This window comes from Jiella sp. M17.18, from assembly GCF_041027365.1.
Lineage (GTDB): Bacteria > Pseudomonadota > Alphaproteobacteria > Rhizobiales > Rhizobiaceae > VKMB-3413.
Window position 1 is genome coordinate 170,456 of record NZ_JBFTEH010000001.1, and the last position, 16,030, is coordinate 186,485.

Below are 16,030 nucleotides of genomic sequence, written 5' to 3' on the forward strand. Positions count from 1 at the left end.
TCCTGAGCCCGTCCGATGTCAGCCGGATCAGGTCAGATGGAGATAGTCCGGCTTGAACTCGCCGCGTTCCATCAGCGCCTTGACGTCGTGGATGACGAGCCGGCGCCCGTCGAGGCTGATCAGGCCCTGGTCGCGCAGCTGCTGCAGCATGCGATTGGCATGCACCAGCGAGATGCCGAGCGTGTCGCCGAGGTCCTGCTGGCGCAGCGGGAGACGGTAGTCGTTCTTGCCGGCGTATCCCACGGTTTGAAGCCGCACGAGAAGCTCGCACAGGAGGTGGGCGAGCTGCCGGTCGGCGGAGCGCTGGCCCATGCCGGCGATGCGCTCGCGCAGGATCGCCTTTTCCACCAGCGCCATCCGCCGCATCGCCTTCACCACCCGCGGGTGATGGGCGGTCAGGTCCTCGATCGCCGACAGCGGCATCTCGACCACGCTGCAGGGCGAGATCGTGGCCACCGCATGATCCATCTTGCCGATGATGCAGATGTCCAGATCGGTCATGTCGCCCGGCAGCAGGAAGTCGGTGATCTGGCGCTTGCCGCCCGACAGGAGCTTGTAGCGGCAGGCGAAGCCTTCCAGGATCAGGTCGACCGTCCGCGGGCGCTCACCCTCGTGGATGAGGTCCTGCCTGCTGCCGACGTGCCGCGCGTTTAGCGACAGGACCATCAGCGCAGTTCTCTCATCGTCCGTCAGCTCCAGAACGCTCTGAAGCTTTCGGATCAGCGCGTTCTTCAACCGACGATCCTTCTGCCGATCGCCCTTCCCCCGGAAAGGCCCTAAATCGCTGCGTCGGCAGCGGAATTTCCTCCGACTTAGCGGAGCGGCAGAATGATTTCATCCACAAATGTGAAAAAGCTCGCGACGATCGATACATTGATGAACGTCGCCGCGACAGAGTGCCGCAGAATTAATCAGTCTCTCCATTAGTATCGTTCATGAACTTTCGTCCAGCCATTCCGCTCTGAGCAGCAAACTTGCGCGGAAAACCGGACGATCCTTCTGGTCGCGGACATGGACCGAGATCTCGTGGCGATCGCTGTCGGGAAGCGCATCGCGTGCCATGGTCGGAAGAGCGGCGATGGCGGCGAGCCGCACCTCCTCGCGCGACGGACAGGCAAGACCTTCTTCATCTCGAATGAAGTCTTCGCCGTCCTGAACATCGAAGAAGTACCTGGCCATGTGACGGTCCTTTCCTGCGGTGCCCGATGTCCCGCGTTAACTGGACCGATCGGCAGGCTCGGCGAGGCCTGACCGCAGGAGACGACACCGCGCCGCATCTGCCAGACGATTCTCTGCGGGGGCGGTCCTCTTCTCATGGAAATTGGGGAGGGGCGGCCCGTCTCCACTCGGGGCCGCAGCCGCATGGGACGACGCGCTCCGGACGATCGCCGAGGAGCGCGCCGGTGTCAGGTCCGAAGCGCGGAGGGGCGGCCGGATTCCGGACCGCTGTCGCGGTCAGAATTCCACCCAGTCGTCCTGCTGGACCGCGGCATCGGCCTTCACGGCCAGGGCGCGGCCCTGGGAGCCCTGCGGCCGCTTCGCCGGAGCCGCGGTGCGCGCGGCGCCGATGGGACGGGCGACCGGGCGAACGGCGCGGTCGTTCGATGGCGCTGCGCGGCGCGGTGCCGGCACCGGGGTGGCGCCCAGGTCGAACCGCTCCAGCAGCGCGTTCAGTTCCTGCACCTGTCCCGCCAGACTGTGGCAGGCCGCGGTCGACTCCTCGACCATCGTCGCATTCTGCTGGGTCCCCTGATCGATCGACGACACCGCCCGGTCGATCTCCGTGAGGCCGTCGGCCTGGCTGCGGGAGGCCTCCACGATCATCTGGACGTTCCGGTCGATCTCCTGCACCGCGGCGACGATCTTCTGGAGCACCCGGCCGGTCTCGTCGACCAGTGCGACGCCCGAATTCACCTTGTCCGACGAGGTGTTGATCAGGCCCTTGATCTCCTTGGCGGCGCCGGCCGACCGCTGGGCGAGCTCGCGCACCTCCTGCGCGACCACGGCAAAGCCCTTGCCGGCCTCGCCCGCGCGCGCCGCCTCGACGCCGGCGTTCAGCGCCAGGAGATTGGTCTGGAAGGCGATCTCGTCGATGACCCCGATGATGTTGACGATCTGGCTCGACGAGCCCTCGATCTCGCCCATCGCCGCCACCGCCTTCTCGACGACCTGGCCGGAGGTCTCCGCATCGGACTTGGTGCGTGCCACCAGCGCGCCGACCTCCTGAGCCCGGCTGCTGGACGTCCGGACGGACTGGGTGAGCTCGGTCAGCGCGGCGGTGGTCTCTTCCACGGAGGCGGCCTGCTGCTCGGTGCGGTGCGCGAGGTCCTGCGAGGCCTGCCGGATTTCGGAGGTGGCGCACTCCACCGAACGCGCCGTCTCACCGACCTTCGTCAGCGCATCCTCCAGCGTGCGGGCGGTCTCGTTGAAATCGCTGCGCAGCTGTTCCAGCGCCGGCGGGAAGCCCTCGGTGATGCGGTGCTTCACCTTGCCGGCCGCGACCTGCTTCAGCCCTTCGCCCAGCGTCTGGACCGCCTTGCGCCGGGCAGCGAGCTCGGTGACCTCAGAGGCGAACTTCACGATCTTCACGATCCGCCCGTTGAGGTCGAAGATCGGGTTGTAGGAGGCCTGGATGTGGATCGGGCGGCCGCCCTTGCCGACGCGGCTGAATTCGCCGGAGACGAACTCGCCGCGGTTCAACCGCTCCCAGAACGCCTTGTATTCGGGCGAGCGCACATAGTCCGGCTCGCAGAACATCGAGTGATGCCTGCCGACGATCTCGTCGAGGCTGTAGCCCACCGCCTTGAGCAGGTTCTCGTTGGCGGCGAGAATCTTGCCGCTGGTATCGAACTCGATGACGGCCTGCACGCGCGAGATCGCGTCGAGCTTGCCCTGGTTGTCGAGCGCCTCGCGCTTCGCCGCGGTGATGTCGGAGGCGATCTTCACCACCTTGTAGACCCGGCCGCCCGCAGTCTTCACCGGGTTGTAGGTCGCCTGGATGAAGACCTCGCTGCCGCCCTTGCCGAGGCGCAGATAGCTGCCGGAATCGAACTCGCCCCGCCCGAGCTTGTCCCAGAAGGCGCGGTACATCGGGCTCTTGGCATAATCCGGCTCGACGAACATCGAGTGGTGCCTGCCGACGATCTCGCCCAGCTCGTAGCCGAGGCAGCGACAGAAGTTCGCGTTGGCCGTGATGATCTTCCCCTCCGGCGTGAACTCGATGACGGCGAGCGAACGGTCGATGGCGGAGGCGAGGTCTGCGCTGCGATTGCGGCCGAAGAGCATGGGACGGTTCCTTTGGAGCCACGGGGAATGAGGCTGTCCAAGGAGGTCAATTATCCGGTCAGTCGTGCATGGCGGGTTAAAGAGCAATCGGTGGTTTCAGGAAATTATCGTACGTTGAACTGACGGTTTGGCTCACGGAGCATATGAATCCGCCGTCGGCGGCGAACCGCGAGGGGCTTGCCGGCCGGGCACTGCGGCGCGGCCGGCCGACGGAATGGTGCAAGCGGCACGTTGGCGTGAGCTGACGCCGGTGGCGGCCATCATGAGCATGCGCCGGATTTCCGCTTGGTGAAGATGCGCGTCTTCGAGGAAGTCCCGGACGCCGGCGGCGGCTGCGTTCCTCGCGGGAGGGACTACCGGGACCCGTCCGAGCGGGCCCCGGCCTGCCGACCTAGTCGTTCGGGATGGCTGGCCGACGCTGTCCGAACCGGCGGCTCTGTTCGAGCCGCTCCAGAGCGTCGATCTCCAGCGGCAGCCGCAGCACCGCCTCCAGCTGAACCCGGTCGATGCCTGTGACGTCCTCGAGGACCGCGTCGTCGACCCTCAGCAGCGTGGCCGCGGCGTCGCGGCGCAGCTTTCGCCGACGGCGTTCTTCGGTCCAGGAGCGGAACCAGCCGGCGACACCGCCGATGCGACGGGTTGCGGCCTTCTCCTCGATCCGCGGCGAATAGACACTCTGGAGCATGGGAACCTCCTTCGATTGCGATGGAGGCAACATGCGTCGGAACGATTGATGAGTCGAACGATAAGGAGTAACCTCATCTTCGAGAAAATATCACAGATGAGAGGTGCAACCGATGAGCCGCACGGCGCCCGCCTTGCCGAACCTCGACATCGATCTCGCCCGCACCTTCGTGGCCATCTGCGAGACCGGCAATTTCTCCCGCGCCGCCGAGCGGGTGTTCCGCACGCCCTCGGCCGTCAGCCTGCAGGTGAAGAAGCTGGAAGAGATCGCCGGGCGCGAGCTCTTCCGCCGCGAGACGCGCTCGGTCGAGCTGACGGGGGACGGCGAGCACCTGCTCGGCTACGCGCGCAAGCTCCTGCGGCTGAACGACGAGGCGATGGCGTTCTTCCGCAAGCCGGAGATCGAGGGGAAGGTGGCTTTCGGCGCGCCCTACGACGCCGGGATCTTCGCCATCCCGGCGATCCTGAAGCGCTTCGCGGCCACGCATCCGCATGTCCAGGTCGACGTGCGGCTGGATTCCAGCCGCGAACTCAGGCGCCGCTGCGCCGGCGGCGAGATCGACGTGGCACTCCTGGCGACGGACGACCATCCCGGCTTCCTCGCCGAGGAGGTGCACAGCGAGGCGCTGGTCTGGATCGGACTGAAGAACGGCGCGGCGGCGCTGCGCGATCCGCTGCCGCTGGCGCTCGCCGACCAGGGCTGCACCTGGCGCGGGGCGGCGCTGGCGGCGCTGGACGCAGCCGGCATCGGCTACCGCGTCGCCTATTCCTCGGAGAACTGCCAGGCGCAGATCGCGGCGGTCGAGGCGGACCTTGCGATCGCGCCGCTGCCGGTCAGCGTCGTGTCCCGGACGCTCGCGCGCCTCGACGGCCGGCACGGCCTGCCGAGCCTCGGCAGCTACCGCGTCTACATGATGAGGCGCGAGGCGGCCGGCCCGGTCGCCGACGCGCTCGCCGCCCATGTCTCGGAGCATTTCCGCGCAGCGTCGGGGCGGGGAACGCGGATCTTCGCCTGATGAAGCGGGCTCCCGTGCTCAGCCGCCGTTCTGGGCGATGAGGTCGGCGATCGACATCGGCTGCGGGGTGACCCGCGAGCGGACCCGGTGCGGCCGCACGGCCGACGAGCGCGGCGATTCCGTTGCAAGCTGTACCGGCTGGGCCGGGGGCAGCAGCGGCGGCGCGATCTGCGGGGCGGCATAGCCGACCGGCCGCGGCTCGAAACGCGAGGCGTAGGAGGGCGGGTTGCGGAACGGGGGATCGGTCAGGCTGCGGGCGTTCTTGCGCTTTTCGTAGAAGACGTTGCCGCCGGCCTCGATGAGGTAGTGCATGTTGGTGTAGGGGAAGGTCATGCCGGCGGTGTGGAAGAACTTGGCCTTGCCGACATAGGCATGGCGCCAGCCGTCGGAGAGCACCTTCGTCGCCATCCGCGAGGCGAGCGCCTTGCCCTTGCCCATGGAGCGGGTCAGGACGCCGGGCGCGAACTGGTTCGGCTGTCCGACCACCGAGCAGACGTCGTTCGGATAGCGCGGGTCGGCGACGCGGTTCATCACCACCGTGCCGACGGCGATCATGCCCTCTTCGCTGGAGCGGTTGGATTCGAAATACATGACGCGCGTCATGCACTCGTGCGCGCTCATGGTGAAGGTCGGCCGCGTGGCACAGGCCGACAGCATCGCCAGGACCAGAAGCGGCAGGGCGGTGCGCAGGAACTTCGCCGGTAGGAAATGAGGCATCGCTGAAACTCGGGGCGCCGGAACGTCTTTTCAGGGTCGTCGCGAAATCCCGATATGGCGGATGAGGTCTTAACGGGTGGTGCGCGGGCGCCGCATCGCGGATGCGATCGTCCGGCATGGTTAAGCTTCTCCGAAAATCCGAGTGGCGGGCGCGGTGCGGTGCGGGTTCCGGTAGTGCCACCGGCCGTGCGGAGGCCCGCCCGACAGTCGACGCCGCACGGCCGCCGGCTCGGCTTCAGTCGCGCCAGTCCGGATCGGCCGGCCGCACGCTAGCGAGGGTTCCCGCATTGATCGCGGCATCGCCGGAGAGGACGCTGAAGGACCCGTCCGTCTCCAGGACCACGGCGGAGACCTCGTCGAGGCTCGCATGGCCCTGGTTGCGGGCGGCGGCCAGCACCTCCTCCCGCGTGACGCGCTCGCGCTTCATCATCCGCGTCAGGAAGCGGCCCTCGAAGTAGAGCAGCGACGGCTCGGCCTTGATCACGCTCTGGAACCATTCCCAGCGCACCGACGCCTCCGCGACGACGTACTGCAGGAAACAGAGGAGGGCGAAGCCTAGCATCCCTTCCGACAGGGACACCGATTTCGAGAGCAGGACGGTGGCGAGCGTCGAGCCGAGCGCCACCGTCACCACGAGATCGAAGGCGTTCATCTTCGACAGGGTGCGCTTGCCGGTCACCCGCAGCAGGAAGACCAGCCCGACATAGGCGAGAGTCCCGACGATCAGGATGCGGCCGAGGTCGTGCCACCCGTCAAAGAACATGCCGCTCAGCCCGCCCGCGGGGCGTCGAGCGTCTCGGCGAAGAGGGTCATCAGCCGCTGCCAGTGCCGCTCCGCGCCGCCCTCGTCGTAGACGCCGTGGTCGGGCACCGTCCAGCCGTGCTGCATCCCCTTGTAGTTCTCCAGGGTGAAGTCGACCTCCGCGAGGCGGAAGGCGTCGGCGAACTTGGTCGACTGCTCCGGCGGGAAGCTGCGGTCGACGCTCGCCGCGCCGACATAGACGCGGCCCCGGATCTTGTCGGCGAGGCGGTGCGGCGCGTCCGGATCGTCGTTGGCGAGGCCGCCGCCGTGGAAGCTCGCGGCCGCCACGACCTTGTCCGGATAGTACGCGGCGGCGCCGATGGCGAATTTGCCGCCCATGCAGTAGCCGACGGTGCCGATCGGGCCGGTCGCGCCGTTCTCGGCGAGCGTCTCCAGATAGTGCCGGGTGTCCTCCTTGACCTTCGCCTGCGTCGTCTCGGTCAGCATGCCCATGATCTTCTCCTTCGTGTCCGGATGGGAGAAGGCGGTCTTGGCATCGAGGGGGCCGTAGTCGCCGAAGCGGTAGAAGAGGTCGGGCACGAGGACGACGTAACCGGCCTTCGCGATCCGCTCGGCCATGCCGTCGAGCGCCGGGCGCAGGCCGAAGGCGTCCATGTAGAGGATGACGCCGGCCTTGGTGCCGCTGCCGCTGCCCGACCGGAACAGCCCCGCGGGCACCGTTCCGTCCGCCGTCTTGATCGTGATGTCCTGCTTCGCCATGCCGGCCTCCTGCTCGTCCGTCCGCCGCCGTGCCCCGGGATGATGTCCGGCGGCACGCGGCGCGTGCGGGCAAATGGCCTTCGGCGGGTCGGTTTCCAGCCGAGGGCGGAGGAAACTGCGACGGCGCTCCCGCGGCGCAGCATGAACGGCGCCGGGCGGATGTCGCCCGGCGCAAGCGCCGTCGTCATGCACGCCGAAACGGTCAGGGGCCTAAGCCGCCGCAGGCTTGGGGGCCTGTAGGCTAGGCTTCCTTCCCCATCAGCCGTAGCGCGAAGGCGTAGATGTAGGCGACCTCTTCCAGCTTGGAAAAGCGCCCGGAGGCGCCGGCGTGGCCGGAGTCCATGTTGGTGCGCAACAGGACCGGGTTGTCGTCGGTCTTCATTTCGCGCAGGCGCGCCACCCATTTCGCCGGCTCCCAATAGGTCACGCGCGGGTCGGTGAGGCCGGCGAGGACGAGGATCGGCGGATAGGCCTGACGCTTGACGTTGTCGTAAGGGCTGTAGGACGCGATCACCGCGTAGTCCTCGCCGGAGAGGACGGGGTTGCCCCATTCCGGCCATTCCGGCGGGGTCAGCGGCAGCGTGTCGTCGAGCATGGTGTTGAGGACGTCGACGAAGGGCACGACGGCGATGATGCCGCCGAACTTCTCCGGGGCCATGTTGGCGACCGCGCCCATCAGCATGCCGCCGGCCGAGCCGCCCTCCGCGACGATCTTCTCGTAAGAGGTGAATCTCTCGGTGACGAGGTGGTCGGCGACGGCGATGAAGTCGGTGAAGGTGTTCGCCTTGTTGCGCCGCCGGCCGGCATCGTACCAGGCAAAGCCCTTGTCCTTGCCGCCGCGGATATGGGCGATGGCGTAGACGAAGCCGCGGTTCACCAGCGACAGCGCATTGGTGTTGAACGAGGCCGGGATGGTGATGCCGTAGGAGCCGTAGCCGTAGAGGAGGCACGGCGCCGAGCCGTCGAGCGGCGTATCCTTGCGGTAGAGCAGGGAGACCGGCACCATCTCGCCGTCCGTGGCGGGGGCGAAGATGCGGCGGGTGACGTAGTCCTCGGGATCGTGGCCGGACGGGACCTCCTGCGTCTTCAGGAGCGTCCTCTCGCGCGTCTCGACATCGTAGTCGTAGGTCTGCGCCGGCGTCGTCAGCGAGGAATAGGAGAAGCGGATCGTGGTCGTGTCGAACTCGTAGGTGCCGGCGAGGCCGAGCGAGTAAGCCTCCTCGTCGAAGGCGACCGCATGCTCCTCGCCGTCCGACAGCCGCTTGACGACGATACGCGGCAGGCCGTCGCGGCGCTCCAGCCAGATCAGGTGGCGCTTCAGCACCATGTGGCTGAGGATCAGCCGCCCGTCCTCGTGCGGCACGTAGTCCGTCCAGTCGGCGCGGCGGGACGCGTCGCTCGCAGCGGTGACGATCTTGTAGTCGCGCGCGCCGTCGGCATTGGTGCGGATGTAGAGGGTGCCGTTCGCCTCGTCGACGTCGTATTCGACGCCGGTCTCGCGCTCGGCGAGGAGCCGCGGCTCGGCGGCCGGATTGGCGGCCGGGATCAGCCAGCACTCGGCGGTCTCGTGGTCGTGGATGTCGATGACGACATACTCGTCCGACTGGGTCTTGCCGACGCCCATGAAGAAGCCGGAATCGGTCTCCTCGTAGATCAGCGCGTCGTCGGCGGGGTCGGTGCCGAGCTTGTGGAAGAACACCCGGCTCGGCCGGTGGTTGGAATCGAGCCGCGTGTAGAAGAAGCCGCCGGAGCGCGCCGACCAGACGGCCTGGCCGCTGGTGTCCTCGATCCGGTAGGGCAGGTCCTTGCCGGTCTCGGTGTCGCGGATCGAGACGGCGTAGAACTCCGAGCCCTTGTCGTCATGCGACCAGGCGAGCCAGCGGTGGTCGCCGGAATGGGCGATACCCCCGAGCGAGAAATAGGCGCGGTCGGCCGCTTCCTTCTGCCCGTCGAGGAGCACGCTCTCGGCGCCGCCCGCGCGCGGCCGGCGGATGAAGCGCGGATATTCGGCGCCGGCCTCGTAGGAGATGCCGTAGGCCCATTCCCCGTCGGGGGCGGGAACGGAGGAATCGTCTTCCTTGATGCGGCCGCGCATCTCGGCGATCAGCGTCTCGCGCAGCACCTCCGTGCCGGCCATCACGGCCTCTTGATAGGCGTTCTCGGCCAGAAGATGCGCACGAATCGCCGGATCGAGCACGGTGGTGTCCTTGAACACGTCCTGCCAGTTCGCCGCCCGCAGCCAGGCATAGGCGTCCGACCGCTCGAGGCCGTGCCGCACGTCCTGCACCGGCCGGCGCTCCGGCATCGGCGGCTTCGGCAGTTCGGCTGGCAGGGCGGATTGTGTCATCGGGCGATCTTTCAGGACGTTGCGGTGGGACGGTCGTGGCGCGTGCGGTGCAACAGCCGCGCCGGCATTCTATGCAGGATCAGTTTCCCCGCCAAACTTGTTCCGTGGCCGGCGAACGGTCCAGCAGCCGCTTCGCTTATGCGGCGGCAACCTTGCCGATTGGCGAGCGGAAAACCGAAAATTGTCGCCGATCGTATCGGCATCGAAGGCGCAGTTGGGAATCCGGCCGCGGCCGTGCAAGCGCGGAGCTGTCCAGACGCTGTCGGTCCTGTCCGCGCCTGCCGACCTTGCCCGGAGCAGGCGGCCTCCCTATTAGGGAGCGACCTTGGTCCGGAACGGGATCTCGGCGAAGGGCAGCGGGCAGGGAGAGCGCAGCGCGAATGACGGGTCTGGAACCGACGGCGGGGTTCATCGCGCTCGCTCTGCCGTTCATTGCGGCGGCTCTCGCTCCGATGCTGACCCGGCTTCTCGGCCGGCATGCCTGCTGGGTGCTGGCGCTCGCGCCAGCCGCCGCCTTCGTCATCGTTCTCGGCGCGCTTCCCGCGGTCGCGGGCGGCAAGGTCTTCCTGTTCGGCTTCGACTGGGTGCCGTCCTTCGCCGTCCGCTTCTCCTTCCGCCTCGACGGCCTCTCGTCGACCTTCGCGCTGCTGGTTACCGGCATCGGAACGCTGATCGTGCTCTATTCCGGCGGCTATCTCGCCGGACATCGCGACCAGGGGCGGTTCCTCTCCTTCATCCTGATGTTCATGGGTTCGATGCTCGGCCTCGTGCTGGCCGACGATCTCATCACCCTGTTCGTCTACTGGGAGCTGACCTCGATCACCTCGTTCCTGCTGATCGGCTTCGACCATCATCGCGAGGCGGCGCGGCGCGGCGCGGTGCAGGCGCTGGTGATGACCGGCGGCGGGGGGCTGGCGCTGCTCGCGGGGCTGATCGCCATCCGTGAACTCACCGGGCTCACCTCGATGAGCGACGTCCTGGCGGCGAGCGACCTCATCCGCAACAGCGCCTACTATGCGCCGATCCTGATCCTGGTGCTCGCCGGCGCCTTCACCAAGTCGGCGCAGATGCCGTTCCACATCTGGCTGCCGAACGCCATGGAGGCGCCGACGCCGGTCTCGGCCTATCTGCATTCCGCGACCATGGTGAAGGCCGGCGTCTACCTCCTCTTGCGCGTCCAGCCGGCGCTGGGCGGTACGGAACTCTGGACGACGATCCTGCCGGCCTTCGGTGCTGTGACGCTGGTTCTCGGCGCGCTGCTGTCGATCCGCGCCACCGACATCAAGATCACGCTCGCCTATACGACCGTCTCCTCTCTCGGCCTGCTGGTCATGCTGATCGGGGTCGGAACGCAAGGCGCGATCGAAGGCGCGGTGCTCTATCTGATCGCCCATTCCTTCTTCAAGGGCGGGCTGTTCATGGTCGCCGGCTCGGTCGACCACGGCGCCGGCACGCGGGAACTCGGCGGCCTCGGCGGCCTGCGGCGGGCGATGCCGATCACCTTCCTCGCCGCAGTTCTCTGCGCGCTGTCGATGGGCGGCGTCACGCCCTTCGTCGGCTTCCTGTCGAAGGAGACGATGTATCACGCGCTGGAGGACGGCGGCGCCTTCCAGACCGCGGTGCTCGTCGCGGCGATCGCCGGCAATGCGCTGATGTTCGCCGCCGCCTTCATCGTCGCGCTGAAGCCGTTCCTGGGCAAGCTGCCGGAGACGATCCACCATCCGCACGAGGGGCCGCTGACGATCTGGCTGGGGCCGCTGGTGCTCGGCATCGCCGGGCTGCTCGGCGCGCTGTTCTACGGGACCTACCACCACTTCCTGTCGAGCCCGATGGCCTCGGCGGCGATCGGCAAGGCGGTGGCGCTCGAGATCGGCTTCGTCCCGCATCTCAACCTCGCCTTCGCGCTGTCCTGCCTGACGATCGCGATCGGCATCGGCCTATATCTCGCCTCCGCCGGGCTGCGGCGGACGATCGCCGGAACGCTCGCCGCGATCGGCTGGGGGCCGGACAAGGGCTTCGACCAGGCGATGCGCGGGCTGATCCGGCTGTCCTTCCACGCGACGCATTTCCTGCAGTCCGGCCGGCTCGACTACTACATGACCGCCACCGTCGCGGCGATCGTTGCGGCGCTGCTCGCGCCGATGATCTGGCTCGGCGCGCTCCCGGCCGTGCCGAAGATGCCGGACCTGCGCTTCTACGAATGGATGGTGCTCGGCCTGATCCTCTTCGGCGTCATCGCGGTGGTGGTCGCCAAGAACAGGCTGACGGCGATCGTCTCGCTCGGCATCCAGGGCTTCGCGGTGGCGCTGATCTTCATGCTGCTCGGCGCGCCGGACCTCTCCTTCACCCAGTTCATGGTGGAGACGCTGTCGGTCGTCATCCTCGCGCTGGTGATGACCCGGCTGAAGCTGTCGCCCGCCGATCACCGGCCCTGGCGTGAGGTCCTGCCGGACGCGGCGCTCGCGGCGGCCGGCGGCGCCGGCTTCGGCCTGTTCCTCCTGTCGGTGGTGCAGCGGCCGTTCGACCCGTTCCTGTCGGACTTCTTCGAGCGCTACAGCTACGCGATCGCCCACGGCCACAACATCGTCAACGTCATCATCGTCGACTTCCGCGGCGTCGACACGATGGGCGAGATCGCCGTGGTGATGACCACCGGGCTCGCCGTGCTGGCGCTGATCCGCATCCGGGTCGGCCGCCGCACGCGGGCGCTGCCCGACCCGTCGGAGAGGACGCCATGAGAACGGTCATCTTCCGCTTCACCGCGCCCTACATCACCAGCCTGATGGTGCTGTTCTCGATCTTCGTGCTCCTGCGCGGGCACAACGATCCCGGCGGCGGCTTCATCGGCGGGCTGATCGCGGCATCGGCCTTCGCGATCTACGGCATCGCCTGCGGCGTGGACGCGGTGCGCCGGGCTCTCTACTTCCACCCGACCGCCATCGCCGGCTCCGGTCTGATGCTGGCGGTTCTCGCGGGCTGCCTGTCGATCGTCTTCGGCACCCAGTTCATGACCGGGCTCTGGGCCTTCCCGGCGATCCTCGGCGGCGATGTCGGCCTGTCGACGCCGATGTTCTTCGACATCGGTGTCTACCTCGTCGTCGTCGGCTCGATCTCGGCGATTGCGCTCGCCCTCGAAGAGCGGGATACCGACTGATGGAGGCCGCGCTCAGCTTCGTCGTCGCCTGCCTGTTCGCGGTGTCGCTCTACCTCATCCTGTCGAAGCACATCATCCGCATGCTGCTCGGCATCGTGCTGCTCGGCAATGCGGTGAACCTTCTGATCTTCACCGCCGGCCGCGTCGGCCCGATCGCGCCGCCGCTGATCGCGGAGGGCCAGGAGACGGTGACGCAGGCCGTCGCCAACCCGCTGCCGCAGGCGCTGATCCTGACGGCGATCGTCATTTCCTTCTCCTTCTTCGCCTTCCTCCTGGTGCTCGCCTACCGCGCCTACCAGGACCTCGGCACCGACGACACGGACCGCATGCGCATCGCCGAACCCGAGGACCAGGGGCTGCCGCCCCTCGGCTACTGACCGCCGATGGCGCTGGAGAACTCGCACGAGGCCCTGAGGGCGCAGGCGACGGTGCTCGGGACCGTGCATCTCGCGGATTTCCTGGTGATCCTGCCGGTGGCGGTCTGCTTCCTGTTCGGCGCGGCGCTTCTGATGCTGCGCAGGCGCGTCGACTGGCATCCCTTCCTCGCGATCCCGGGGCTTCTCGTCCTGTTCGGCATCGACGTGGCGCTGCTTCTGAGGGTTGCGGCGCAAGGGCCGCAGACGATGATGATGGGCGGCTGGAAGCCGCCCTTCGGCATCGCCTTCACCGTCGACCTGATGGGAGCCCTCTTCGCCGCGGTCGCCGGCTTCGTCGCGCTCGCCTGCGGCATCTATGCGGTCGCGGCGATCAGCCCGCAGGAGCGGCGCTACGGCTTCTATCCCTTCCTGTTCCTGATGATGGGCGGCGTCTCCGGCGCGTTCCTCACCGGCGACATCTTCAACCTCTATGTCTGGTTCGAGGTGCTGCTGATCGGCTCCTTCGGCCTCCTGATCCTCGGGTCGGAACACGAGCAGCTCGACGGGGCGACGAAGTACTGCTTCCTCAACCTCGTCGGCACGACGCTGTTCCTGATCGCGACTGGCTATCTCTACGGCGTCTTCGGCACGCTCAACATGGCCGACATCGCCGAAAAGGCGGCGAAGATGCCGAGCGACGGCGTGATCACGACGCTCGCCGTCCTCTATCTCGTGGCCTTCGCGATGAAGGCGGCGGCCTTCCCGCTGAACTTCTGGCTGCCGGCGTCCTACCACACGCCGCGCTTCGTGGTGTCGGCGCTGTTTGCCGGGCTGCTGACCAAGGTCGGCATCTACGCGATGATCCGCGTCCTTCTGATGCTGTTTCCGCCGGAGCGGGCCGGCATGGCGCCGCTGATCGCCTGGATCGCCGGGCTGACGATGATCGTCGGCGGCCTCGGCGCGCTGGCGCAGACCGACGTCCGGCGCCTGCTCAACTACGTCGTCATCGCCGGCATCGGCACGATCCTCGCCGGCCTCGCGCTGCCGACGGGCGTGACCGTGGTGACGCCGCTGCTGACGGCTTCCGCCGACGCCGCGACGACGGCCGCCGCGGCGGCGAGCGCCGGACAGACCGCGCTGCAGACGGGGCTGTCGGGCGCGATCTACTACGCGCTGCACTCGATCGTGGTGATGACCGGCCTCTATCTCGCGGCCGGTGTCGCGGCCTATCTCAACGGCTCGTCCTCGCTCGCGGACATGGGTGGGCTGTGGCGGCGCCATCCGGTCCTCGCCGCGATCATGCTGGTCTTCCTGTTCGCCGTGGCGGGCCTGCCGCCGTTCTCCGGCTTCTGGCCGAAGGTGGCGCTGGTGCGGGCGTCGATCGCCGCCGACATGCCCTGGCTCGCGGCGGCGATCCTCGTCTCCGGCTTCCTTCTGACGATTGCCGGCGCGCGGCTCTTCGCGCTCGCCTTCTGGCGGCCGCTGCCGGCTGCGCTCGCCGCCGAATCGGAGAGCGAGGCGCGGCGCATCGAGGCGGAGCGGTTCCAGGCCGCAGGTCCCGAGAAACCGCTGTCGCTGGTTCCGCTCCTGGCGCTCGCGGCCTTCGTCGTCGCGGCCGGCGTCTGGCCGGAATGGCTGGCGCATCTGACCGACGGGGCTGCGGCCGGCATCCTCCACCCCTCGGCCTATCTCTCCTCGGTATTCGGAGGGACCCCGTGACGCTCTATCTCATCAACCTCCTGCTGGCCCTCGTCTGGGTCGTGGTCACAGGCTCCTTCACGCTTCTCAACCTCGTCTTCGGCTTCGTGCTCGGCGCCTTCGCGCTGTTCCTGACGCGCGGCCAGATCGGCGGGATCGGCTACATCCGGCGCGGCTACCGCATGGCCGTGCTGTTCGTCTTCTTCTTCAAGGAGCTGATCCTCTCGGCCTGGCGGGTGGCGGTGATGGTGATGACGCCGCGCGTCGACCTGCGTCCAGGCATCTTCGCCTACAAGCTCAAGGTCGACCGCGACTTCGAGATCACGCTGCTCGCCAACATGATCACCCTGACGCCGGGAACGCTCTCGGTCGACGTCTCCGAAGACCGCTCGACCCTCTACATCCACGCCATCGACTGTGCCGACCCGGACGCCACCCGCGACGACATCGCCGGCGGCTTCGAGCGGATGATCCTGGAGGCGTTCCGATGACCCTGCACGCCTTCGCCGGCCTGTTCCTCGACCTGTCGCTCGCGATCTCCCTCGGCCTCCTGGCGCTCGCCTTCCTGCTCACCACGATCCGGATCATCCTCGGCCCGACCCTGCCGGACCGGGTGCTCGGCCTCGACATGCTGACCTCCGTCGCCATCGGCTTCATCGCGGTCATCGGCATCGACACCGGCTTCACCCTCTATGTCGACATCGCCATCGCACTCGGCCTCGTCGGCTTCCTCGCCACCGTCGCCTTCGCGAGGTTCATCCTCGCCCGCGGCAAGACCGGCGGCGACCCGGACGTCGAGGAACTGCCGCTCGAAAACCCGGGTCGTGGTCCGCAGAACGAGGGAATCTCGTCATGATCGCGGACATCGGCACCATCGTCGCGGGGCTTCTGATCATCGCCGGCTCGATCTTCGCGGCGATCGCCGCGCTCGGCATCATTCGGCTGCCCGACCTCTACACCCGCATGCATGCCGCCTCGAAGGCGGGCTCGGTCGGCTCCGGCATGATGCTGATCGCGCTGGCGATCATGTCCGACGCCCTGCCGGAAACGCTGCGGGCGATCGCCGCGGTGTTCTTCTTCCTGCTGACGGCGCCGATCTCGGCGCATCTTCTCGCCAAGGCCGCCTACGCCGTCGGCTACAGCATGTGGGAGGGCTCGGTCCTCGACGAGATGCCGCCGCTGGACGTCGACGAGAAGGATACGGCGACGCCCGCTCCCGAAGACGGTGCCATGGCGGAGCGGCCGACATGAC

Annotated in this window: 15 protein-coding genes and 1 pseudogene; 8 read left to right on the forward strand and 8 right to left on the reverse strand. The window is 67.9% G+C overall.

Annotated elements, in window-relative coordinates; translation table 11 throughout:
• Positions 1–27: 27 nt before the first annotated feature.
• From AB5S17_RS00820 to AB5S17_RS00835, 4 genes are all read right to left on the reverse strand, one after another.
• The gene (locus AB5S17_RS00820) at positions 28–735 is read right to left on the reverse strand and encodes a Crp/Fnr family transcriptional regulator (RefSeq protein ID WP_369235151.1); all 708 of its coding nucleotides are present in this window, start codon (positions 733–735) and stop codon (positions 28–30) included.
• Between the two features lie 198 nt (positions 736–933).
• On the reverse strand, positions 934–1,179 hold the full coding sequence (locus tag AB5S17_RS00825) for a hypothetical protein (RefSeq protein ID WP_369235153.1): 246 nt from the start codon (positions 1,177–1,179) through the stop codon (positions 934–936).
• A 276-nt stretch (positions 1,180–1,455) separates the two neighbouring features.
• Positions 1,456–3,285 (reverse strand): methyl-accepting chemotaxis protein, encoded by a 1,830-nt coding sequence (locus AB5S17_RS00830; RefSeq protein ID WP_369235155.1) that lies wholly within the window; start codon positions 3,283–3,285, stop codon positions 1,456–1,458.
• A 391-nt stretch (positions 3,286–3,676) separates the two neighbouring features.
• Positions 3,677–3,970 carry a hypothetical protein gene (locus AB5S17_RS00835; protein ID WP_369235157.1) on the reverse strand — a complete coding sequence of 98 codons (294 nt, stop codon included), beginning with the start codon at positions 3,968–3,970 and terminating at the stop codon, positions 3,677–3,679.
• Positions 3,971–4,082: 112 nt separating this feature from the next.
• Between AB5S17_RS00835 and AB5S17_RS00840 the strand changes: the two genes are divergently transcribed.
• Positions 4,083–4,985 (forward strand): LysR substrate-binding domain-containing protein, encoded by a 903-nt coding sequence (locus AB5S17_RS00840; RefSeq protein ID WP_369235159.1) that lies wholly within the window; start codon positions 4,083–4,085, stop codon positions 4,983–4,985.
• Positions 4,986–5,249: 264 nt separating this feature from the next.
• Here AB5S17_RS00840 and AB5S17_RS00845 read toward each other — a convergent pair.
• From AB5S17_RS00845 to AB5S17_RS00860, 4 genes and pseudogenes are all read right to left on the reverse strand, one after another.
• Positions 5,250–5,594: pseudogene (locus AB5S17_RS00845) on the reverse strand (cell wall hydrolase); the annotation flags it as partial.
• A gap of 343 nt (positions 5,595–5,937) precedes the next feature.
• Positions 5,938–6,465 carry a DUF421 domain-containing protein gene (locus AB5S17_RS00850; RefSeq protein ID WP_369235161.1) on the reverse strand — a complete coding sequence of 176 codons (528 nt, stop codon included), beginning with the start codon at positions 6,463–6,465 and terminating at the stop codon, positions 5,938–5,940.
• Positions 6,466–6,470: 5 nt separating this feature from the next.
• Entirely contained in the window at positions 6,471–7,223 is a 753-nt protein-coding gene (locus AB5S17_RS00855) for a dienelactone hydrolase family protein (protein ID WP_369235163.1), read from the reverse strand.
• A gap of 241 nt (positions 7,224–7,464) precedes the next feature.
• On the reverse strand, positions 7,465–9,528 hold the full coding sequence (locus tag AB5S17_RS00860) for a S9 family peptidase (protein WP_369236098.1): 2,064 nt from the start codon (positions 9,526–9,528) through the stop codon (positions 7,465–7,467).
• A 422-nt stretch (positions 9,529–9,950) separates the two neighbouring features.
• Between AB5S17_RS00860 and AB5S17_RS00865 the strand changes: the two genes are divergently transcribed.
• The 7 genes from AB5S17_RS00865 to mnhG are packed head-to-tail and all read left to right on the forward strand — an operon-like array spanning position 9,951 to position 16,029.
• Positions 9,951–12,308 carry a putative monovalent cation/H+ antiporter subunit A gene (locus AB5S17_RS00865; RefSeq protein WP_369235165.1) on the forward strand — a complete coding sequence of 786 codons (2,358 nt, stop codon included), beginning with the start codon at positions 9,951–9,953 and terminating at the stop codon, positions 12,306–12,308.
• Positions 12,305–12,724, forward strand: coding sequence for a Na+/H+ antiporter subunit B (locus AB5S17_RS00870; protein ID WP_369235167.1), 420 nt, complete (start codon positions 12,305–12,307; stop codon positions 12,722–12,724). Before AB5S17_RS00865 ends, AB5S17_RS00870 begins: the two co-directional genes overlap by 4 nt.
• Positions 12,724–13,101 (forward strand): Na+/H+ antiporter subunit C, encoded by a 378-nt coding sequence (locus tag AB5S17_RS00875; protein ID WP_369235169.1) that lies wholly within the window; start codon positions 12,724–12,726, stop codon positions 13,099–13,101. The genes AB5S17_RS00870 and AB5S17_RS00875 overlap by 1 nt, the downstream gene beginning before the upstream one ends.
• Positions 13,102–13,107: 6 nt before the next feature.
• A complete protein-coding gene (locus AB5S17_RS00880; protein ID WP_369235171.1) occupies positions 13,108–14,799 on the forward strand; it encodes a proton-conducting transporter membrane subunit in 1,692 nt (563 codons plus the stop codon).
• The gene (locus AB5S17_RS00885; RefSeq protein ID WP_369235173.1) at positions 14,796–15,269 is read left to right on the forward strand and encodes a Na+/H+ antiporter subunit E; all 474 of its coding nucleotides are present in this window, start codon (positions 14,796–14,798) and stop codon (positions 15,267–15,269) included. The genes AB5S17_RS00880 and AB5S17_RS00885 overlap by 4 nt, the downstream gene beginning before the upstream one ends.
• Complete coding sequence (locus tag AB5S17_RS00890) at positions 15,266–15,634, forward strand: cation:proton antiporter (protein WP_369235175.1); 369 nt, start codon at positions 15,266–15,268, stop codon at positions 15,632–15,634. Before AB5S17_RS00885 ends, AB5S17_RS00890 begins: the two co-directional genes overlap by 4 nt.
• A complete protein-coding gene (mnhG, locus tag AB5S17_RS00895; protein WP_369235177.1) occupies positions 15,631–16,029 on the forward strand; it encodes a monovalent cation/H(+) antiporter subunit G in 399 nt (132 codons plus the stop codon). Before AB5S17_RS00890 ends, mnhG begins: the two co-directional genes overlap by 4 nt.
• Position 16,030: the final 1 nt, after the last annotated feature.

Coding starts and splice junctions, on each gene's coding strand:
- AB5S17_RS00875 (WP_369235169.1), top strand. CDS start 12,724: ATGGAGGCCGCGCTCAGCTTCGTCGTCGCCTGCCTGTTCGCGGTGTCG.
- AB5S17_RS00865 (WP_369235165.1), top strand. CDS start 9,951: ATGACGGGTCTGGAACCGACGGCGGGGTTCATCGCGCTCGCTCTGCCG.
- AB5S17_RS00870 (WP_369235167.1), top strand. CDS start 12,305: ATGAGAACGGTCATCTTCCGCTTCACCGCGCCCTACATCACCAGCCTG.
- AB5S17_RS00880 (WP_369235171.1), top strand. CDS start 13,108: ATGGCGCTGGAGAACTCGCACGAGGCCCTGAGGGCGCAGGCGACGGTG.
- AB5S17_RS00855 (WP_369235163.1), bottom strand. CDS start 7,223: ATGGCGAAGCAGGACATCACGATCAAGACGGCGGACGGAACGGTGCCC.
- AB5S17_RS00890 (WP_369235175.1), top strand. CDS start 15,266: ATGACCCTGCACGCCTTCGCCGGCCTGTTCCTCGACCTGTCGCTCGCG.
- AB5S17_RS00835 (WP_369235157.1), bottom strand. CDS start 3,970: ATGCTCCAGAGTGTCTATTCGCCGCGGATCGAGGAGAAGGCCGCAACC.
- AB5S17_RS00830 (WP_369235155.1), bottom strand. CDS start 3,285: ATGCTCTTCGGCCGCAATCGCAGCGCAGACCTCGCCTCCGCCATCGAC.
- mnhG (WP_369235177.1), top strand. CDS start 15,631: ATGATCGCGGACATCGGCACCATCGTCGCGGGGCTTCTGATCATCGCC.
- AB5S17_RS00825 (WP_369235153.1), bottom strand. CDS start 1,179: ATGGCCAGGTACTTCTTCGATGTTCAGGACGGCGAAGACTTCATTCGA.
- AB5S17_RS00840 (WP_369235159.1), top strand. CDS start 4,083: ATGAGCCGCACGGCGCCCGCCTTGCCGAACCTCGACATCGATCTCGCC.
- AB5S17_RS00860 (WP_369236098.1), bottom strand. CDS start 9,528: ATGCCGGAGCGCCGGCCGGTGCAGGACGTGCGGCACGGCCTCGAGCGG.
- AB5S17_RS00850 (WP_369235161.1), bottom strand. CDS start 6,465: ATGTTCTTTGACGGGTGGCACGACCTCGGCCGCATCCTGATCGTCGGG.